The sequence below is a fragment of the Pseudomonas sp. ICMP22404 genome (genome assembly GCF_006227205.1).
Lineage (GTDB): Bacteria > Pseudomonadota > Gammaproteobacteria > Pseudomonadales > Pseudomonadaceae > Aquipseudomonas.
On sequence record NZ_VCNG01000001.1, the window covers coordinates 629,831 to 650,390 of the forward strand.

The 20,560-nt window shown below is 58.2% G+C and carries 21 protein-coding genes; all 21 read right to left on the reverse strand.

Annotated elements, in window-relative coordinates; all coding sequences use genetic code 11:
* Window positions 1–31: 31 nt before the first annotated feature.
* The 21 genes from glmS to rpmH all read right to left on the reverse strand — a co-directional run bounded on the left by glmS (window position 32) and on the right by rpmH (window position 20,296).
* Window positions 32–1,864: a glutamine--fructose-6-phosphate transaminase (isomerizing) gene (gene glmS / locus FGE05_RS02885; protein ID WP_139641398.1), complete on the reverse strand. Its 1,833-nt coding sequence runs from the start codon at window positions 1,862–1,864 to the stop codon at window positions 32–34.
* A gap of 1 nt (window position 1,865) precedes the next feature.
* Window positions 1,866–2,642 carry a DeoR/GlpR family DNA-binding transcription regulator gene (locus tag FGE05_RS02890; RefSeq protein WP_139641399.1) on the reverse strand — a complete coding sequence of 259 codons (777 nt, stop codon included), beginning with the start codon at window positions 2,640–2,642 and terminating at the stop codon, window positions 1,866–1,868.
* 211 nt (window positions 2,643–2,853) lie between these two features.
* Window positions 2,854–4,221, reverse strand: coding sequence for a bifunctional UDP-N-acetylglucosamine diphosphorylase/glucosamine-1-phosphate N-acetyltransferase GlmU (gene glmU, locus FGE05_RS02895; protein WP_139641400.1), 1,368 nt, complete (start codon window positions 4,219–4,221; stop codon window positions 2,854–2,856).
* 114 nt (window positions 4,222–4,335) lie between these two features.
* Window positions 4,336–4,761: a F0F1 ATP synthase subunit epsilon gene (locus tag FGE05_RS02900; protein ID WP_024777790.1), complete on the reverse strand. Its 426-nt coding sequence runs from the start codon at window positions 4,759–4,761 to the stop codon at window positions 4,336–4,338.
* 45 nt (window positions 4,762–4,806) lie between these two features.
* The gene (gene atpD, locus FGE05_RS02905; protein ID WP_024777789.1) at window positions 4,807–6,183 is read right to left on the reverse strand and encodes a F0F1 ATP synthase subunit beta; all 1,377 of its coding nucleotides are present in this window, start codon (window positions 6,181–6,183) and stop codon (window positions 4,807–4,809) included.
* Between the two features lie 27 nt (window positions 6,184–6,210).
* Complete coding sequence (gene atpG, locus FGE05_RS02910) at window positions 6,211–7,071, reverse strand: F0F1 ATP synthase subunit gamma (protein WP_030139034.1); 861 nt, start codon at window positions 7,069–7,071, stop codon at window positions 6,211–6,213.
* A gap of 50 nt (window positions 7,072–7,121) precedes the next feature.
* Window positions 7,122–8,666 (reverse strand): F0F1 ATP synthase subunit alpha, encoded by a 1,545-nt coding sequence (atpA, locus tag FGE05_RS02915; RefSeq protein WP_024777788.1) that lies wholly within the window; start codon window positions 8,664–8,666, stop codon window positions 7,122–7,124.
* Window positions 8,667–8,687: 21 nt separating this feature from the next.
* Entirely contained in the window at window positions 8,688–9,224 is a 537-nt protein-coding gene (locus tag FGE05_RS02920; RefSeq protein ID WP_003187192.1) for a F0F1 ATP synthase subunit delta, read from the reverse strand.
* Between the two features lie 12 nt (window positions 9,225–9,236).
* Window positions 9,237–9,707: a F0F1 ATP synthase subunit B gene (locus FGE05_RS02925; protein WP_030139033.1), complete on the reverse strand. Its 471-nt coding sequence runs from the start codon at window positions 9,705–9,707 to the stop codon at window positions 9,237–9,239.
* Between the two features lie 58 nt (window positions 9,708–9,765).
* Entirely contained in the window at window positions 9,766–10,023 is a 258-nt protein-coding gene (gene atpE / locus FGE05_RS02930) for a F0F1 ATP synthase subunit C (RefSeq protein WP_003097235.1), read from the reverse strand.
* A 134-nt stretch (window positions 10,024–10,157) separates the two neighbouring features.
* The gene (atpB, locus tag FGE05_RS02935) at window positions 10,158–11,027 is read right to left on the reverse strand and encodes a F0F1 ATP synthase subunit A (protein ID WP_024777786.1); all 870 of its coding nucleotides are present in this window, start codon (window positions 11,025–11,027) and stop codon (window positions 10,158–10,160) included.
* A 16-nt stretch (window positions 11,028–11,043) separates the two neighbouring features.
* On the reverse strand, window positions 11,044–11,451 hold the full coding sequence (locus FGE05_RS02940) for a F0F1 ATP synthase subunit I (protein WP_139641401.1): 408 nt from the start codon (window positions 11,449–11,451) through the stop codon (window positions 11,044–11,046).
* Window positions 11,452–11,599: 148 nt separating this feature from the next.
* Window positions 11,600–12,472, reverse strand: a complete 873-nt coding sequence (locus tag FGE05_RS02945) for a ParB/RepB/Spo0J family partition protein (protein ID WP_139641402.1) — start codon at window positions 12,470–12,472, stop codon at window positions 11,600–11,602.
* A gap of 9 nt (window positions 12,473–12,481) precedes the next feature.
* Window positions 12,482–13,279, reverse strand: a complete 798-nt coding sequence (locus tag FGE05_RS02950; protein WP_139641403.1) for a ParA family protein — start codon at window positions 13,277–13,279, stop codon at window positions 12,482–12,484.
* A gap of 18 nt (window positions 13,280–13,297) precedes the next feature.
* Window positions 13,298–13,933, reverse strand: coding sequence for a 16S rRNA (guanine(527)-N(7))-methyltransferase RsmG (gene rsmG, locus FGE05_RS02955; protein WP_176562972.1), 636 nt, complete (start codon window positions 13,931–13,933; stop codon window positions 13,298–13,300).
* 5 nt (window positions 13,934–13,938) lie between these two features.
* Window positions 13,939–15,831, reverse strand: coding sequence for a tRNA uridine-5-carboxymethylaminomethyl(34) synthesis enzyme MnmG (mnmG, locus tag FGE05_RS02960; protein ID WP_139641405.1), 1,893 nt, complete (start codon window positions 15,829–15,831; stop codon window positions 13,939–13,941).
* 539 nt (window positions 15,832–16,370) lie between these two features.
* A complete protein-coding gene (mnmE, locus tag FGE05_RS02965; protein ID WP_139641406.1) occupies window positions 16,371–17,741 on the reverse strand; it encodes a tRNA uridine-5-carboxymethylaminomethyl(34) synthesis GTPase MnmE in 1,371 nt (456 codons plus the stop codon).
* A 79-nt stretch (window positions 17,742–17,820) separates the two neighbouring features.
* The gene (gene yidC / locus FGE05_RS02970) at window positions 17,821–19,503 is read right to left on the reverse strand and encodes a membrane protein insertase YidC (protein ID WP_139641407.1); all 1,683 of its coding nucleotides are present in this window, start codon (window positions 19,501–19,503) and stop codon (window positions 17,821–17,823) included.
* Window positions 19,504–19,505: 2 nt separating this feature from the next.
* Window positions 19,506–19,751 (reverse strand): membrane protein insertion efficiency factor YidD, encoded by a 246-nt coding sequence (gene yidD, locus FGE05_RS02975; protein WP_010465488.1) that lies wholly within the window; start codon window positions 19,749–19,751, stop codon window positions 19,506–19,508.
* Window positions 19,744–20,145, reverse strand: a complete 402-nt coding sequence (gene rnpA / locus FGE05_RS02980) for a ribonuclease P protein component (RefSeq protein ID WP_041023039.1) — start codon at window positions 20,143–20,145, stop codon at window positions 19,744–19,746. The genes yidD and rnpA overlap by 8 nt, the downstream gene beginning before the upstream one ends.
* Window positions 20,146–20,161: 16 nt before the next feature.
* Window positions 20,162–20,296 (reverse strand): 50S ribosomal protein L34, encoded by a 135-nt coding sequence (gene rpmH / locus FGE05_RS02985; RefSeq protein WP_003213577.1) that lies wholly within the window; start codon window positions 20,294–20,296, stop codon window positions 20,162–20,164.
* Window positions 20,297–20,560 lie beyond the last annotated feature (264 nt).

Here is a 20,560-nt window from a genome sequence, read left to right on the forward strand (position 1 = left end):
GGTGATCCAGGACCCGTTCGGCAGACGCCCCTCACTCCACCGTCACAGACTTCGCCAGATTCCGCGGCTGATCGACATCCGTCCCCTTGAGCACGGCCACGTAGTACGACAGCAACTGCAGCGGGATGGTATAGAGGATCGGCGCCAGGGCGTCGTGGATGTGCGGCATATGCACCACGTGATTCCCTTCGCCATTGGTCATGCCGGCCTTTTCGTCAGCAAAGACGATCAGTTGGCCGCCACGGGCACGCACTTCCTGAAGGTTGGACTTGAGCTTTTCCAACAGCTCGTTGTTCGGGGCCACGGTGACCACCGGCATGTCGTTGTCCACCAGAGCCAGCGGGCCATGCTTGAGCTCACCGGCCGGGTAGGCTTCGGCGTGGATATAGGAGATTTCCTTGAGTTTCAGGGCGCCTTCCATCGCTACCGGGAATTGCGCACCACGGCCCAGGAACAGGGTGTGGTTCTTCTCGGCGAACAGTTCGGCGATTTTTTCCACAGTGCTGTCCATCGCCAGGGCTTCACCCAGACGGGCCGGCAGGCGGCGCAGTTCTTCCACCAGCGTTGCCTCTACACCCTCGGCCAAGGTCCCGCGCACCTGGCCCAACGACAAGGTCAACAGCAGAAGACCGACCAACTGGGTGGTGAAGGCCTTGGTCGACGCCACGCCGATCTCGCGGCCGGCCTGGGTCAGCAAGGTCAGGTCGGATTCGCGCACCAACGAGCTGATGCCGACGTTGCAGATCGCCAGGCTGGCGAGGAAACCCAAGGCCTTGGCATTGCGCAGGGCCGCCAGGGTATCGGCGGTTTCACCGGACTGGGAAATGGTGACGAACAGTGTGTCCGGTTGCACCACCACCTTGCGATAACGGAACTCACTGGCAACTTCCACCTGGCACGGAATACCGGCCAATTCCTCCAGCCAGTAACGAGCGACCATGCCGGCGTGATAGCTGGTGCCGCAGGCGACGATCTGCACATTGCGAACCTTGGCGAACAATTCGGCTGCCTGTGGGCCAAAGGCCTGGACCAATACCTGGCTCTGGCTCATGCGCCCTTCCAGGGTACGTTGCACCACAGCCGGTTGCTCGTGGATTTCCTTGAGCATGAAGTGGCGGAACTCGCCCTTGTCGGCGGCTTCGGCACCGTCGCGGTACTGCACGATTTCGCGCTCTACCACTTGGCCATCGAGATCCCAGATCTGCACGCTGTCGCGGCGAATTTCAGCGATATCGCCCTCTTCCAGATACATGAAACGGTCAGTGACCTGACGCAGTGCCAACTGGTCAGACGCCAGGAAGTTTTCCCCCAGGCCCAGGCCAATCACCAGCGGGCTGCCACTGCGGGCCGCCACCAGACGATCCGGTTGTTTCGCACTGATGACTGCCAGGCCATAGGCGCCGTGAAGCTCCTTGACGGTGGCCTTGAGGGCCACGGTCAGGTCCGTCAGTTCCTTGAGCTTGTGATTGAGCAGATGGGCGATGACTTCAGTGTCGGTGTCCGAGGTGAAGACGTAGCCCTGGGCCTTGAGCTGTTCACGCAAGGCTTCGTGGTTCTCGATGATGCCGTTGTGCACCACTGCCAGGTCGCCGGAGAAATGCGGATGGGCATTGCGCTCGCACGGCGCACCGTGGGTGGCCCAACGGGTGTGGGCAATGCCCAGGCGACCGATCAGCGGCTCGGCTTCCAGCGCCTGCTCCAGCTCACTGACCTTGCCCGGCCGACGCATGCGCTCAAGTTGCCCATCGTTGGTGAGCACTGCCACACCCGCACTGTCATAGCCACGGTATTCCAGACGCTTGAGGCCTTCGAGCAGGATGGCTGTGATGTTGCGTTCAGCAACGGCGCCGACAATTCCACACATGTTATTTCTCCTGGCTGACAGACGCGCAGATCACCTGGATGCCGCGCGCCTGAATCTGATCGCGAGCCTCTACGGGCAGGCGATCATCGGTAATGAGGGTATGGACGCTGCTCCACGGCAGTTCCAGGTTGGGGATCTTGCGACCGATTTTATCGGCCTCCACCATCACGATTACCTCACGGGCCACCTCAGCCATGACCCGGCTTAGCCCCAGTAACTCGTTGAAGGTGGTGGTACCACGAATCAGGTCGATGCCGTCGGCACCGATGAACAGCTGGTCGAAGTCATAGGAACGCAGGACCTGTTCCGCCACCTGGCCCTGGAAGGATTCGGAATGAGGATCCCAGGTGCCGCCAGTCATCAACAGTACCGGTTCGTGTTCCAGTTCGTTCAAGGCACTGGCGACGTGCAGAGAGTTGGTCATGACCACCAACCCCGGTTGCAGGCCGAGTTCGGGGATCATGGCGGCAGTGGTGCTGCCGCTGTCGATGATGATGCGCGCGTGTTCGCGAATCCGCTTCACCGCCGCCCGGGCGATGGCTTGCTTGTACTTGGACACGGTCTGGGCGTTATCGGCCACCAACTCCTGCGGCATCGGGACCGCGCCGCCGTAACGACGCAAGAGCAGGCCATTGGTCTCCAGGGCGGCAAGATCCTTGCGAATCGTAACTTCCGAGGTTTCGAAGCGCTTGGCCAGCTCGTCCACACTGACTTCACCCTGCTCTTGGAGCAAGGCAAGGATGTTGTGGCGGCGTTGGGGGGTGTTGCGCTTTGACATGGCAGTTTAAGTTTCGATTCGAAAGATAACGTAAGCAATCAAAACCTATTGTGCGGCGATCGTCAAGGCGAAGGGAGAAAAATTCAGAAAAGATGGAGATCCTGTGGGAGCGAGCCTGCTCGCGATAGCGTTGTGTCAGTCGATGACTACTTGGCTAATATACCGCTATCGCGAGCATGGCTCGCTCCCACAGGGTGGACTGTGGATAACTTTAAGGTTTCTTGATTTTTTCCGGACGCTTCCAGCCGTCGATATTCTTCTGGCGTGCACGCCCCACAGCCAGCTGTCGGTTATCCACATTCTGGGTAATGGTCGAACCGGCCGCTGTGGTCGCACCGCTGGAGATATCCACAGGCGCTACCAAGGAGTTGTTGGAACCGATGAATACGTCCTCCCCCAGTACCGTCTTCCACTTGTTCGCGCCGTCATAGTTACAGGTGATGGTGCCGGCGCCAATATTGGTGCGGGCGCCGACTTCAGCGTCACCCAGATAGGTCAGGTGACCGGCCTTGGCGCCTTCACCCAGGTGGGCGTTCTTCAGCTCGACAAAGTTACCCACATGGGCATGGGCCTCCAGCACGGAGCCAGGACGCAAACGGGCAAATGGGCCGGCATCGCTACCTTCTCCCATCACCGCTCCGTCCAAGTGACTGTTGGCCTTGATCACCACGCCTTTGCGCAAGGTGCTGTCCTTGATCACACAGTTCGGACCGATAACCACGTCGTCTTCGATGACGACCTTGCCCTCAAGGATGACGTTGATGTCGATGACCACGTCGCGGCCCACGCTGACCTCACCTCGAACATCGAAACGGGCCGGGTCACGCAGGGTTACGCCCTGGGCCATCAAGCGGCGAGCGGCGCGCAGCTGATAGTGGCGTTCCAGCTCGGCCAGTTGCCGACGATCATTGGCACCCTGCACTTCCATTGCGTCCAAGGGTTGCTCAGTAGCAACCACCAGGCCGTCAGTCACTGCCATGGCGATCACGTCGGTCAGGTAGTACTCGCCTTGGGCGTTGTTGTTCGACAGGCGACTCATCCAGTCACCCAGGCGCCCGGCCGGCAGCGCCAGGATCCCGGTGTTGCCCTCGGTGATAGCGCGTTGGGCTTCGTTGGCATCCTTCTGCTCGACGATGGCGGTAACCTGGCCGTCGGCGTCACGCACGATGCGACCGTAGCCGGTAGGGTCATCCAGCTCGACGGTCAACAGGCCCAGTTGTTGCGGGCCAACATGCTTGAGCAGGCGCTGCAAGGTGTCGACTTCGATCAGCGGCACATCACCGTAAAGAACCAGCACCGTGTCAGCGGTAATGAACGGCACCGCCTGGGCCACCGCGTGGCCTGTCCCGAGTTGTTTATCCTGCAGGACAAAATTCAGGTCATCGGCGGCCAGCCGTTCACGCACGGCATCGGCACCGTGGCCGATCACCACATGAATACGCTGTGGATCGAGTTGGCGAGCGCTGTGGATAACATGACCGAGCATGGAGTTGCCAGCGATCGGATGCAGTACCTTGGGCAGCGCCGAACGCATGCGAGTGCCTTGGCCGGCCGCGAGGATAACGATTTCGAGAGACATGACGGGTACCAATCCTGGGTGGTCAACGACTGCGAACAGATGATGAGTGTCGCGAAAAGAAAAAAGGGTAGCCGAGGCTACCCTTTTTAATCAATCACACAAAAAGCAGACGGCTTAGCCGCCGAACTTCTTGCGGATCTGCTGGACGGTGCGCAGCTGGGCTGCGGCCTCGGCCAGACGTGCAGCAGCAGAACCATAGTCGAAGTCTGCGCCTTTTTCGTGCAGGGCCTTCTCGGCAGCCTTGACGGCTTCCTGAGCGGAGGCTTCGTCCAGGTCGGCAGCACGTTGCACGGTGTCGGCAAGGACCTTGACCATGTTCGGCTGAACCTCGAGGAAACCACCAGAGATGTAGAACACCTCCTTTTCCCCGCCCTGCTTGGTCAGACTAATCGGACCTGGCTTCAAGCTGGTGATCAGCGGTGCGTGCCCCAGAGCGATACCAAGATCCCCCAGTTCACCATGCGCAACCACAAACTCGACCAGACCGGAGAAAATTTCCCCTTCCGCACTGACGATATCGCAATGGACTGTCATAGCCATCTGATTGCCTCAACCTAAATTAGCGCCCGTTTCCGGGCGCCGGGATTACAGTTTCTTGGCTTTCTCGATCGCTTCTTCGATGCCGCCGACCATGTAGAACGCTTGTTCTGGCAGGTGGTCGTAGTCACCGTTGAGGATGCCTTTGAAGCCAGCAATGGTGTCTTTCAGGGAAACGTATTTACCCGAGGCACCGGTGAAGACTTCAGCCACGAAGAACGGCTGCGACAAGAAACGCTGGATCTTACGAGCACGGTTTACCAACTGCTTGTCGGCTTCCGACAGCTCGTCCATACCCAGGATCGCGATGATGTCCTTCAGTTCTTTGTAACGCTGCAGCACGTACTGAACGCCGCGAGCGGTTTCGTAGTGGTCGTTGCCGATCACGTTCGGGTCCAGCTGGCGAGAAGTCGAGTCCAGTGGGTCTACCGCTGGGTAGATACCCAGGGAAGCGATGTCACGGGACAGAACGACGGTGGCGTCCAAGTGGGCGAAGGTGGTTGCTGGCGACGGGTCGGTCAAGTCGTCCGCTGGTACGTATACCGCTTGGATCGAGGTGATCGAGCCTTGCTTGGTCGAAGTGATGCGCTCTTGCAGCACGCCCATCTCTTCAGCCAGGGTCGGCTGGTAACCTACTGCCGAAGGCATACGGCCCAGCAGTGCGGATACTTCGGTACCGGCCAGGGTGTAACGGTAGATGTTGTCGACGAACAGCAGAACGTCGTTACCTTCGTCACGGAACTTCTCGGCCATGGTCAGGCCGGTCAGGGCTACGCGCAGACGGTTTCCCGGCGGCTCGTTCATCTGGCCATAGACCAGTGCCACTTTGTCCAGAACGTTGGAGTCCTTCATCTCGTGGTAGAAGTCGTTACCCTCACGAGTACGCTCACCCACACCAGCGAACACGGAATAACCGCTGTGCTCGATGGCGATGTTACGGATCAGTTCCATCATGTTTACGGTCTTGCCTACACCGGCACCACCGAACAGACCGACTTTACCGCCCTTGGCGAACGGGCAAACCAGGTCGATAACCTTGATGCCGGTTTCCAGCAGCTCGTTGCCACCCGCTTGTTCAGCGAAGGTTGGCGCAGGACGGTGAATGCCCCAGCGCTCTTCGGTGTCAATCGGACCAGCTTCGTCGATCGGGTTGCCCAGTACGTCCATGATCCGGCCCAGGGTCGCTTTACCGACCGGTACGGAAATGGCTGCGCCAGTGTTGTTGACGTCCAGACCGCGCTTCAAGCCTTCGGTGGAGCCCATCGCAATGGTACGAACCACGCCGTCGCCCAGCTGCTGCTGAACTTCGAGGGTGGTTTCGGCGCCTTGAACCTTCAAGGCGTCGTAGATGCTCGGTACGTTGTCGCGTGGGAATTCCACGTCGATAACGGCGCCGATGATTTGAACGATACGTCCGCTACTCATAGCTGGATCCTCTGAATATTTGAACCGTTAAACCGCGGCAGCGCCGCCGACGATTTCCGAGATCTCTTGGGTGATCGCAGCCTGACGCGCCTTGTTGTAGATCAGCTGCAAATCGCTGATCAAATCACCGGCGTTGTCGGTAGCGTTCTTCATCGCGATCATCCGCGCGGCTTGTTCAGCTGCGTTGTTCTCGACCACCGCCTGGTACACCTGCGACTCCACGTAGCGGACCATCAAGCCGTCGAGCAGCTCCTTGGCATCCGGTTCGTAGAGGTAGTCCCAGTGGTGCTTGAGTTCCTGTTCCGGGGTCGCAACCAATGGAATCAACTGCTCCACGGTCGGCTGTTGCGTCATGGTGTTGATGAACTTGTTGGATACCACGGACAGGCGGTCGATCCGGCCTTCCAGGTAAGCATCCAGCATCACCTTGACGCTGCCGATCAGGTCATTGATCGACGGTTCTTCACCCAGGTGGCTGATAGCGGCGACGACGTTACCGCCGAAGTTGCGGAAGAAAGCCGCACCCTTGCTACCTACCACGCACAGATCGATCTCGACGCCTTGTTCGCGGTTTACCGCCATGTCCTTGACCAGGGCCTTGAACAGGTTGGTGTTCAAGCCACCGCACAGACCACGGTCACTGCTCACCACAACGTAACCGACGCGCTTGACGGCGCGGTCGATCATGAATGGGTGGCGATATTCCGGGTTGGCGTTGGCCAGATGACCAATCACCTGGCGGATGCGCTCCGCATAAGGACGGCTAGCAGCCATGCGCATTTGTGCCTTGCGCATTTTGCTGACCGCCACTTTTTCCATGGCGCTGGTAATCTTTTGCGTGCTTTTGATGCTCGCAATCTTACTGCGAATCTCTTTTGCGCCTGCCATGTAACACCTATCAGGTTAGCAAGCGGGAGCCTTGCGGCTCCCGCTGCGGCTTACCAGGTTTGGGTGGCCTTGAACTTCTCGATACCGGCTTTGAGGCCAGCGTCGATTTCGTCATTGAAGTCACCCTTCACGTTGATCTTGGCCATCAAATCGGCGTGATCGCGGTTGAAGAAAGCAATCAGCGCTTGTTCAAAGCTGCCGATCTTGGCGATTTCAATGTCAGTCAGGAACCCACGCTCAGCGGCATACAGCGACAGCGCCATGTCAGCGATCGACATCGGTGCGTATTGCTTCTGCTTCATCAGCTCGGTAACGCGCTGACCATGCTCAAGTTGCTTACGGGTCGCTTCGTCCAGGTCAGATGCGAACTGGGCGAATGCCGCCAGTTCACGGTACTGAGCCAGAGCGGTACGGATACCACCGGACAGCTTCTTGATGATCTTGGTCTGAGCGGCACCACCTACACGGGATACCGAAACACCGGCGTTCACAGCAGGACGGATGCCCGAGTTGAACATGGCCGATTCCAGGAAGATCTGACCGTCGGTGATGGAGATCACGTTGGTCGGAACGAACGCGGAAACGTCGCCAGCCTGGGTTTCGATGATCGGCAGAGCGGTCAGGGAACCGGTCTTGCCAGTCACGGCGCCGTTGGTGAACTTCTCGACGTACTCTTCCGAAACGCGGGATGCGCGCTCCAGCAGACGGGAGTGGAGATAGAACACGTCGCCTGGGTAGGCTTCACGGCCTGGTGGACGGCGCAGCAGCAGGGAAATCTGGCGGTAAGCCACTGCTTGCTTGGACAGATCGTCATAGACGATCAGCGCGTCTTCACCGCGGTCGCGGAAGTATTCGCCCATGGTGCAACCGGAGTACGGTGCCAGGAACTGCAGTGCGGCCGATTCGGAAGCACTGGCAGCAACGATGATGGTGTTAGCCAATGCACCGTTCTCTTCCAGCTTGCGAACCACGTTGGCGATGGTCGATTGCTTCTGACCGATTGCCACGTATACGCAGAAGATGCCGCTGTTTTTCTGGTTGATGATCGCGTCGATCGCCAGAGCGGTCTTACCGATCTGACGGTCACCGATGATCAGCTCACGCTGGCCACGGCCGACAGGGATCATGGCATCGACAGCCTTGTAGCCAGTCTGTACAGGCTGGTCTACCGACTTACGCCAGATCACGCCTGGAGCAACTTTCTCGACCGCGTCGGTCTCGGTGTTGTTCAGCGGACCTTTGCCGTCAACAGGGTTACCCAGTGCGTCGACTACGCGACCCAGCAGTTCCTTACCAACCGGAACTTCGAGGATGCGGCCGGTGCACTTGGCGCTCATGCCTTCAGCCAGAGTCGTGTATGCGCCCAGTACAACGGCACCTACGGAGTCCTGCTCCAGGTTGAGGGCCATACCGTAGACGCCGCCCGGAAACTCGATCATCTCGCCGTACATGACGTCGGCCAGACCGTGAATCCGCACGATACCGTCAGATACGCTGACGACAGTGCCTTCGTTACGGGCTTGGGAGGTCACATCGAGCTTTTCGATGCGGCCCTTGATAATTTCACTTATTTCGGAAGGATTGAGTTGCTGCATTGCTCTGCTGCCCCTTCAAACTCAAGATTTCAATGCTTCGGCAAGTTTCGCGATTTTGCCGCGAATCGAGCCATCGATAACCAGGTCGCCGGCGCGGATTACAACGCCCCCTATAAGGGACTTGTCTTCCTCGACTTGCAGGCGCACTTCCCGGTTGAGTCGTGCACTGAGAACCTTGGCGAGTTTGTCTTGCTGTTCTTGGTTCAATGCAAAAGCACTGGTGACTTCCACGTCTACCGATTTCTCCTGCTCGGCCTTGTACAGGTCGAACAGGGCGGCGATCTCCGGCAGAAGCGGGAGACGGTCGTTTTCAGCAACGACATGGATGAAATTCTGTGCCTTGGCATCGAACTTGTCGCCGCACACGTCAATGAACGTGGCGGCCTTTTCTGCGCTCGTCAGTCGCGGGGCCTTGAGCACGCGCTGCATGGTGTCGTCTTGCGACACCGCTGCTGCCAGGCCGAGCATGGCTGACCAATTGGCCAGTTGCTGGTGGGCCTGAGCGTGCTCGAAGGCCGCCTTAGCGTAAGGTCGGGCCAACGTGGTCAGTTCTGCCATGATCGCCCTCGCTTAGATTTCAGCAGCCAGTTGGTTAACCAGCTCTGCGTGCGCGTTTTGATCGATTGTGGCACCCAGGATCTTCGAAGCACCGCCAACGGCCAGGCTACCCACTTGGGCACGCAGCGCGTCTTTGACACTGTTCAGTTCCTGTTCGATCTCGGCTTGAGCCTGAGCCTTCACACGGTCAGCTTCGACACGAGCCTGTTCACGGGCTTCGTCGACAATCTGGGTACCGCGTTTCTTGGCTTGCTCGATGATTTCAGCTGCCTGAGCTTTCGCTTCGCGCAGTTGCTGACCCACTTTCTCATGGGCCAACTCCAGGTCGCGAGCTGCTCGGCTGGCAGCGTCCAGCCCATCAGCGATCTTCTTTTGACGTTCGTGCAGTGCCGCAATGACCGGAGGCCATACGAACTTCATGCAGAACAGTACAAAAATCAGGAACGCAACGGACTGGCCAATCAGGGTCGCATTAATGTTCACGCCAACACCTCGCAGTTACGTTGTCCATCACACCAAACTACTCGAAACATCCGAGTAATTAGCCAGCGATCTGACCAACGAACGGGTTCGCAAAGGTGAAGAACAGAGCGATACCAACACCGATCATGGTTACGGCGTCGAGCAGACCGGCAACGATGAACATTTTGACTTGCAGCATTGGAACCATTTCTGGCTGACGCGCAGCGCCTTCCAGGAACTTGCCGCCCAACAGGCCGAAACCAATTGCGGTACCCAGTGCGCCCAGGCCGATCAACAGTGCAACAGCGATAGCGGTTAGACCAACTACAGTTTCCATCTTTCCTCCCGACTTTTACGTCGTATGGTTTAGGTTTTTTTAATTTAAAGCGGTAAAACAAATCGTTTCATCGTGGCCTGTTCGGGCCCCTCCCCGTTTGACCGGGAAGGACATCAGACTAGTCGAGACTGGCCTTAATGGTTTTCTTCGTGCGCCATCGACAGGTAGACGATGGTCAGCATCATGAAGATGAACGCCTGCAGGGTGATGATCAGGATGTGGAATACGGCCCACGCCCACTGCAGTACCACGCCCAGGCCACTGAGCCAGAGCAGGCCGCTGCCGAACATCACAGCGATGAGGATGAACACCAGCTCGCCGGCATACATGTTACCGAACAGACGCAGAGCCAGAGAGATAGGCTTGGCGATCAGGGTCACGAACTCCAGCAGGAAGTTCACCGGGATCAGCAGTGCCTGAACAAGGATGTTCTTGCTGCCGAACGGGTGCAGGGTCAGTTCGCCGATGAAGCCGCCGATGCCCTTGACCTTGATGCTATAGAAAATGATCAGTGCGAAAACCGAGAACGCCATGCCCAGGGTCGCGTTCGGGTCGGTGGTCGACACGGCGCGGAATGGGATGTGGTGGTCACCGGAGATCAGGATGGCCAGTTGAGGAATCCAGTCGACCGGTACCAGGTCGACGGCGTTCATCAGGAACACCCAGACGAAAATGGTCAGTGCCAGCGGTGCAATCACCGGGCTACGACCGTGGAAGCTGTCCTTCACGCTGCCGTCGACGAACTCGACCAGGACTTCAACGAAGTTCTGCAAGGCACCCGGCTGGCCCGAAGTCGCCTTCTTGGCCGCCATGCGGAAAAGGAAAACGAAGATCAGACCCAGCGCGACCGACCAGCCGAGGGTATCGACGTGGAAAGCCCAGAAACCCATTTCCTTGGCTTCTGCTGCGGAGTGGGCAAAGCCCCAGCCGCCGTTGGGTAGCTGACCGAAGGTCAGGTTCTGCAAGTGGTGCTGGATATAGCCCGAAGCGGTTGTCTCTGCCATGGTTGCCTCAAACGCCCTAAGGTCTCGAAAGTCTTGTTCTCATTAGCAGGGGAGCGAACCAGCTGACCATTTGGGTCAACAGGAAGACACCGAATACAGCCAGTGGTGCCAACGGCTTCACACCTGCGAACGTCAGTGCAAACAGCACTGCCGTCAAAATCAGTTTCCCCGCCTCGCCGGCATAAAAAGACCGGACGATGGCTTGGGCTGCTCGGGCGCCGGAAAACCGAAATGCCCTGTGAGCGAAGTAAATATTGGGAAGCAAGGCTATCAGGCCTCCGCAAAGACCTGAATATCCGGCTACGACACCGCGCCATTGCCAGAGCGCCAACGAGGCGATCAGTACAACGACCAATTGGGTCATCAACACCGGGAAAACAGCCAGACGATGGAATGGCAGGCGGTTTGGCGTGCGGGTTTCCATCGCTTTTGCTCTCCAATGGTCGGCTGCCTGAAATCAATAACTTGGCATAATTTGTGCCGACAAAATGCGCGCAGAGTATAGGGGCGGTTCTGCCCCTATTCAACTGCCGGGTAGTGATTTCCGACTGCGCGCTACAAGAGCAATTGTTTCAGCGAATGTGCGCAAGGACGCCTTGCAGCTCATCGAGGGAGTTGTAACCGATTACCAATTGTCCCTTGCCCTTCTTGCCGTGGCGAATCTGCACCGTAGAGCCCAGCCGCTCGGCCAGGCGCTGTTCCAGGCGGGCGATATCCGGGTCCGGTTTGGGGGCTTCGACGGGGGCTGGTTTACCGCTCAGCCACTGACGAACCAGTGCCTCAGTTTGGCGCACGGTCAGGCCTCGTGCGACAACATGTCGCGCCCCTTCAACCTGTTGATTTTCCGGCAATCCGAGCAAGGCCCGGGCATGACCCATTTCCAGATCGCCATGGGACAGCATGGTCTTGATGACTTCCGGCAACGCAATCAAGCGCAACAGGTTGGCCACGGTGACGCGGGATTTGCCCACCGCCTCGGCGACCTGTTGCTGCGTCAGTTGGAATTCCTGTTGCAGACGCTGCAGGGCGACCGCTTCCTCGATCGGGTTGAGGTCTTCGCGCTGGATGTTCTCGATCAACGCCATGGCAATCGCGGTTTCATCCGATACGTCGCGCACCATCGCCGGAATGGTTTCCTGCCCGGCCTGCTGACTGGCGCGCCAGCGGCGTTCGCCGGCAATGATCTCGAAGCGCCCGCTACCGATCGAACGAACCACGATCGGCTGCATCACGCCCTGGGCCTTGATCGACTGGGCCAGTTCTTCCAGCGCCTGCGGATCCATGTCCCGGCGTGGCTGATATTTGCCGCGCTGGATCAGATCCAGCGGCAGGTGTTGCAGCTCACGCTGGTCGGCCTGTACGGCCTGCTCTTCCAGCGCGCTGACCGTGGGACCGCTGAGCAGCGCATCCAGTCCACGTCCGAGACCACGTTTCTTGACGGCCATGGGGTTTCCTTAAGTTGGCTGGGCGGCAGCGGTGCGTGGGTTGCGGCGCTGACGGCGAACCATTTCGCCCGCCAGGGCCAGGTAAGCCAGCGCACCACGGGATTGTTTGTCGTAGGCCAGGGCCGGCATGCCGTAGCTCGGTGCTTCGGCCAACCGGATGTTGCGTGGAATGACCGTGTCGTAGAGCTGCTCGCCGAAGTGTTCCTTGAGCTGGACCGACACGTCGTTCATCAGACTCAGGCGCGGGTCGTACATGGTCCGCAACAGGCCTTCGACCTTCAGGGCCGGATTCAGCAATTCGGAGATGCGCTTGATGTTATCCACAAGGTCGCTCAACCCTTCCAGGGCAAAGTACTCGCACTGCATGGGGATAATGACCCCATCGGCGGCCACCAGGGCGTTGAGGGTCAGCATCGACAGCGACGGCGGGCAATCGATCAGGATGTAATCGTAGTTCTCCCGGATCGGCGCCAATGCGCTGCGCAGACGGCTTTCCTTCATCTGCATTTCCAGCAGCACCACTTCGGCCGCCGTCAGGTCACGGTTGGCCGGCAGCAGTTGATAACCGCCGTGTTCGGAGAAATGCATGGCCTGGCCCAGATCGCATTCACCGATCAGGACGTCGTAGATGGAGTTTTCCAGGCCATGTTTATCCACACCGCTGCCCATGGTGGCGTTGCCCTGTGGATCAAGATCGATCAACAGCACCCGACGCTTGGTCGCGACCAGGGATGCTGCGAGGTTGATGCAGGTGGTGGTCTTGCCCACACCACCCTTCTGGTTCGCTATCGCGAATACCTTAGCCATTCTTGCTTGTGTTCCCAATCATGCCGTGCGGCGCAGTATCAGCAGATGGCGTTGGCCTTGGCAACCGGGTACGGCCAGGGCGTGTTCGCTATCGAGGTGGAAATCCGACGGCAATGCTACCAGCTCATCGGCCGGATGGACGCCCTTCATTGCCAGCCAGCGTGTTTCGACATCGCCCAGGTGGCGCGTCCAGTTGCTGAAATTCTCCATGCTGCTGAAGGCCCGGGAGATGATCCCGTTGAACGGCTGTGCAGGTTGGAACGCTTCGACCCGGCTGTGGATAACTTGCAGGTTATCCAGCTTGAGCTCGAGTTTGACCTGGGTCAGGAAGCGGGTTTTCTTGCCGTTGCTGTCCAGGCAGGTCACTTGCGAGTCCGGAAACAGGATCGCCAGCGGGATGCCGGGCATGCCGCCGCCGCTGCCCACATCGAGCCAGCGACCGTTTTCGATGAAAGACATCACGCTGAGACTGTCCAGCAGATGCCTCGACACCATTTCGTCCGGATCGCGCACGGCAGTCAGGTTGTAGGCCTTGTTCCATTTGATCAACAACGCCAGATAACCCAGCAGTTGTGCATGCTGGGCCTCGCTCAGGCTGACCCCAAGCTGGCGGGCGCCTGTGGATAACTCTTCGGCGTGTTGCGAGGTGACCATCGAACTCAAGCGCTTTGCTCCAACTGACGGCCCGCGCCGCGTTTTTTCAAATGAATCATCAACAGGGAAATCGCCGCCGGGGTCACGCCAGGAATGCGTGACGCCTGGCCCAAGGTCTCCGGTCGGGTTGTGCCGAGCTTGCTCTGGATTTCCTTCGACAGGCCGGAAATGACCGTGTAATCGATATCCACAGGCAGTTTCGTGTCCTCGCTGGCGCGCAGACGAGCGATTTCGTCCTGCTGGCGGTCGATGTACCCGGCGTACTTGGTCTTGATCTCGACTTGTTCGGCGACCTGTGGATCGTCCGCGCCCTGGCCGGTCACTTCCACCAGCCCGGCGTAATCGATTTCCGGCCGACTCAAGAGGTTGAGCAGGTTGTATTCGTGTGTCAGCGGCGTGCCGAACTTCGCCGCGATGGCATCGCCCTGCTCGGTACCGGGACGAACCCAGGTGCTTTTCAGCCGTTGTTCTTCCAGTTCGATACCTTCGCGTTTCTTGCAGAACGCGGCCCAACGCACGTCATCCACCAGTCCCAGCTCGCGGCCTTTCTCGGTCAGGCGCAGATCGGCGTTGTCTTCGCGCAGGATCAGGCGATATTCCGCGCGGGACGTAAACATCCGATACGGTTCCTGGGTGCCCAGGGTGATCAGATCGTCCACCAACACACCGATGTACGCTTCGTCGCGACGCGGGCACCAGCTGTCCTTGCCCTGGGCACGCAACGCCGCGTTGGTCCCGGCCAGCAAACCCTGGGCACCGGCTTCTTCGTAGCCGGTGGTGCCGTTTATCTGCCCGGCAAAGAACAGGCCGCCGATGACCTTGGTTTCCAGGCTGTACTTCAGGTCACGGGGATCGAAGTAGTCGTATTCGATGGCGTAGCCCGGACGAACGATGTGCGCGTTTTCCATGCCGCGGATCGACTGCACGATCTGCAGTTGCACGTCGAACGGCAGGGACGTCGAGATCCCGTTGGGGTAAAGCTCGTGGGTCGTCAGGCCTTCCGGTTCGATGAAGACCTGGTGGCTTTCCTTGTCGGCAAAGCGATGGATCTTGTCTTCGATCGACGGGCAATAACGTGGGCCGACGCCTTCGATCACGCCTGAATACATCGGCGAGCGATCCAGGTTGGCGGCAATGATCTCGTGGGTGCGGGCATTGGTGTGGGTAATCCAGCAGCTCACCTGTTGCGGATGCTGTTCTTTCGAGCCCATGAACGACATCACCGGGATTGGCGTATCACCCGGTTGTTCGGTCATGACCGAGAAATCCACAGACCGACCGTCAATTCGCGGCGGCGTACCGGTTTTCAAGCGACCTACACGCAGCGGCAATTCACGCAGACGTTGAGCCAAGGCAATCGACGGCGGATCGCCCGCGCGGCCGCCGGAATAGTTCTGCATTCCGATGTGGATAAGTCCACCGAGGAAGGTTCCGGTGGTCAATACCACGGAATCGGCAAAGAAACGCAGGCCCATCTGGGTGACAACACCGCGGACCTGGTCTTGTTCGACGATCAGGTCATCGGCCGCTTGTTGAAATATCCACAGGTTCGGCTGGTTCTCCAGGATTTCGCGGACAGCCGCCTTGTACAAGACCCGGTCGGCCTGGGCGCGAGTGGCTCGTACGGCGGGGCCTTTGCGGCTGTTCAATACGCGAAACTGGATACCACCTTTATCGGTAGCCATGGCCATCGCACCGCCGAGGGCGTCGATTTCCTTGACCAGATGGCTCTTGCCGATGCCACCGATGGCTGGGTTGCAGCTCATGGCACCGAGGGTTTCCACGTTATGCGTCAACAGCAGGGTCTTTACACCCATGCGTGCTGATGCAAGTGCTGCCTCGGTACCGGCATGACCGCCGCCGATGACGATCACTTCAAAACGGGAAGGGAAATCCACCACGCACCTCGTGCCTGCTTAATTCAGGTAATTCGGAAATAGGTTATGAGTCTGGCCCAAACGTTTTCTGGACCAGGTCGGCAAGTATAGGGACTTCCCCTTTCCTAAAGAACCCTTTGCACAAAATTTAACCAGCTGTGGAGAACTCGCGGTTAAAAAAATAAAAAAGAGAGAAATTTATAAAACCTTTGTTTTTATGTTTATTCTTACTGCCCACCCTTTCTGTGGATAAAACTCTGTAGGCCTTTATTTTCAATGTGTACAGAGATCTTGAACTCTGTGATCATCTGGCGCTGAGGGGTTTGGATAACCGGTGTAAGCCTGTGGATTAAGTGAGTGGTTATCCACAGGGCGGGTTATCTTCAATTTCCAAGGGGGTTTATCAACTGAGCTCAACGTCAGTTACCCACAGGGCTTAATCCACAAGCGGAACGCATATCCGCCCATGGGCAAGCCGCCATGAAGGGCAATCGAGGGAAGACAAGAAGAGAAGCCGGGCCGCAGGGAACGCGATGTGCAGCCCGTTTTGAGGGAAGGACTTACTTACCGATGCAGAAGCTGGAGAAAATCCGGCCCAACAAGTCATCGGAGCTGAAGGCACCGGTGATTTCTCCCAGGAACTGCTGAGCCTGGCGCAAATCTTCGGCCAGTAATTCTCCGGCACCCGCCAGCGTCAGCTGTGCACGACCGTGTTCCAGGGCGGCGCTGGCATGGCGCAAGGCTTCAAGGTGACGACGCCGGGCGCTGAAGCTGCTTTCCGAGGTTTGCTCGTAGCCCATGCAGGCCTTGAGGTGTTCACGCAGCAGTTCCAGGCCCTGTCCCGCGGCCTTTGCGCTCAGACTGATGGTCACGTGACCGTCAGCGCTGACCTCAAGCGCTATCGCTTCGCCAGTCAGGTCGGCTTTGTTACGGATCAACGTGACTTTCGCCGGATCCGGGCGCACTTCGAGAAACTCGGGCCACAACGCGAAAGGATCATCCGCTTCCGGTGCCGTCGCATCGACCACCAGCAACACACGATCGGCCTCGCCAATGGCCTTCAGCGCCCGCTCAACGCCAATCTTTTCTACTTGGTCATCGGTATCGCGCAGCCCGGCGGTATCCACAACGTGCAAGGGCATGCCGTCGATGTGGATATGTTCACGCAAGATGTCCCGGGTCGTGCCGGCAATCTCCGTGACAATCGCCGCCTCACGGCCTGCGAGGGCGTTGAGGAGGCTGGATTTGCCGGCGTTCGGTCGCCCGGCGATCACCACGGTCATACCGTCGCGCAACAAGGCCCCTTGTCCCGCTTCCCGCAGCACTGTGGATAACTCGTCTCGCACTTTGTCGAGCAGGCTCAGTACATGGCCATCGGCGAGGAAGTCGATTTCTTCTTCGGGAAAATCGATGGCTGCCTCGACGTAGATGCGCAGGCCGATCAGTTGTTCGGTCAGGCCATGCACGCGTTGGGAGAACGCGCCTTGCAAGGAACGCAGGGCATTGCGCGCAGCCTGTGCCGAACTGGCCTCGATGAGGTCGGCAATCGCTTCGGCCTGGGCCAGGTCGAGTTTGTCGTTGAGGAAGGCCCGTTCACTGAATTCGCCCGGCCGGGCCAGGCGACAACCCAGTTCAAGGCAACGCTTGAGCAGCATGTCCAGCACGATGGGTCCGCCGTGCCCCTGCAGTTCCAGCACATCTTCACCGGTGAATGAATTCGGTCCCGGGAAATACAGCGCGAGGCCTTCGTCGAGCACCTGCTGGTCGTCACTGAAGAATGGGCCGTAATGAGCAAACCGTGGCTTGAGCTCACGACCGCTGATGGCCTTGGCCGCGACACTGGCCAGTGGTCCCGAAATGCGGACGATGCCGACGCCACCGCGACCTTGGGCGGTGGCAACGGCGGCGATGGTTTCACGAGGTGTGCTCATAAACCGGTATCCAGACAAAAGTGACAGATAGCAAAACGCCCCACTAGGGGGCGTTTTGTGTGGTTATCCACAGTGCAAGTTACGCCTCGGCTTTCTTCGTAGCCGATTCGATCTTACGCGTGATGTACCACTGTTGAGTAATGGACAACACGTTGTTCACAACCCAGTACAGCACCAGACCGGCCGGGAACCACAGGAAGAAGAAGGTGAAGATGATCGGCATCATCTTCATGACCTTCGCCTGCATAGGGTCCGGAGGCGTCGGGTTCAGCTGCTGCTGGATGAACATGGTGGCGCCCATGATGATCGGCAGGATGAAGAACGGATCCTTGATCGACAGGTCGGTAATCCACAGCATGAAGGGCGCCTGGCGCATCTCCACGCTTTCCAGCAGAACCCAGTACAGCGACAGGAACACAGGCATCTGTACGAGAATCGGCAAGCAACCACCCAGCGGGTTGATCTTCTCTTTCTTGTACAGCTCCATCATGGCCTGGGACATTTTCTGCCGGTCATCGCCATGTTGCTCTTTCAGAGCGGCCAGTTTCGGTGCCACGGCGCGCATGCGAGCCATGGACTTGTAGCTGGCGGCCGACAATGGGAAGAACAACCCCTTGATCAGCATGGTCAGGAAGATGATCGACCAGCCCCAGTTACCGACGATGCTGTGGATATGTTGCAGCAGCCAGAAGATCGGCTGGGCAATGAACCACAGGAAACCATAGTCCACGGTCAATTCCAGACCTGGGGACAACTGTTTCAGTACGGCCTGACTTTTTGGACCGGCATACAACGTAGCGCTGGTTTCAGCCTTGGCGCCCGGCGCAGCGGTCAATGCAGGACCGGTATAGCCGATGATGTAGTTGCCTTTGCTGTCCTTGCGGGTCTGGACGATGTTGCTTTCGCCCTTTTGCGGGATCCAGGCGGTTACAAAATAGTGCTGCAACCAGGCAACCCAGCCACCTTGGACGGTTTCCTTGAGCTGCGCCTTGTCCATGTCTTTCATGGACACTTTCTTGTACGGCTCGGAACTTGTCCACAGGGCGGCGCCCAGGTAAGTCGCGGTGCCGGTGGCGGTGCTGGAGGAAGGATCGGCGCTGGCATCACGTTTCAACTGCGCGAACATCGCACCGGACCAGGGCTGTGCACTCTGGTTGTCGATCAGGTAGGACACAACTACGTCATACAGGCCACGTTTCAGCGTGAAACGCTTGATGTAGTTGACGCCATCCTTGCTGAACTTCAGGTCCACGACCAATTGGTCCTGACCGTCAGCCAGTTGATAACTTTTCTTCTCCGAAGCGTACACCGGACGACCGGCCGGACTGGCATCCGGGCCATTGGTGCCGATCAGGCCGCTCTGGGCCAGATAAGTCCGCTCGTTACCGTTATCGAACAGCTGGAACGGAATGTCCGGATGATCCTGGCGGCGTGGATAAAGCGGCAGCGTCAGTTGGGCGACGTCACCACCCTGTGGATCGATTGCCAACTGGAGCACGTCGGTCTTGATCTGGATCAGATCTTTGCTTGCAGCCACAGGGGCTTCGGCGGGAGCACTGGTATCGCTTGCCGCGCGTGGAATGTCGTCACTGCTGGCAGCGTTGTTACCGGAAGCAGTGTCCGGCAGGCTCGGTGCAGTATTGCTGGCTGCAACATTCTGAGTCGGCAGGGCAGCCTGGCCATAGTCCTGGTTCCATTTAAGAACCATGACGTAAGACACGATTGCCAGGGCGACGATCAGGATCGTGCGTTTGATATCCATGATTACTCGGCCATCGAAGAAGAACGGGAGGTAGGGATAGGCGGAACCGGGTCATAACCGCCGGGATTCCACGGATGACAGCGACCTAAACGACGAAAGGTCAGCCAGCCACCGCGCAGAAGGCCATGATTTTCTATGGCTTCGTACGCGTAGCAGGAGCAGCTGGGGTAGAAACGACAGTGACTGGCCATCAGAGGACTAATGGCATAGCGGTAAAACTGGATCGGAACGAGTGCCAGTTTACGCATCGGGACTGTCTACCCCTGCAGTTTCGGTGTTGACTGGTGATGCTGGCTTGTTGCGAGCCAGACGTTTCCAGAGCTTGCCGAAATGCTGAATCAGTTCAGGGTTTTCTACGTCCCCCAAACCTTTGCGCGCGACGATAACAATGTCCCATCCGACCAGTGAATCCTGGTTCAGGCGGAACGATTCGCGCATCAGACGTTTGAGGCGATTGCGCTGCACGGAGAGCTTGACGCTCTTTTTCCCGATAACCAGCCCTAGGCGGGGGTGATCGAGATCGTTGCTGCGCGCAAGGAGCAGGAGATTTTTCCCCGGAACCTTGCCGGTAGGGGAGTCAAAGACTGCCTTGAAATGCCGGGGTGTAAGCAGACGCTTTTCCCGACTGAAGTCCTGACTCACCTCCAGTGCCGGATTATCAAACTGCCAGACGCGCACGACCTTTGGCGCGACGACGCGACAGGACGGCACGACCGTTCTTGGTAGCCATGCGAGCACGGAAACCGTGGGTACGAGCGCGTTTGATAGTGCTTGGTTGGAAAGTACGTTTCATGTCGTGTTACCTGGTTCGTCCACAACGGGCCGGAATGGCCCCCGTTTTAAGAGACCGGGGATTCTAGAGAAAGCAAGTCCATAGGTCAATTTCCAACCAACGTTTCCTTTAAATAGATGTTCAGGCTGCCGGCCGTTGATCACACAGCGCCAGATATAGAAATAAAGAAGGGAATTATTTAAAGCTTTTCTGTGAAGCTTATAAAGGCTAGGCAGCCATCTGTCTGTGGATAACCTGGTCAAGCCCTTGTAAATCGCCATGTAC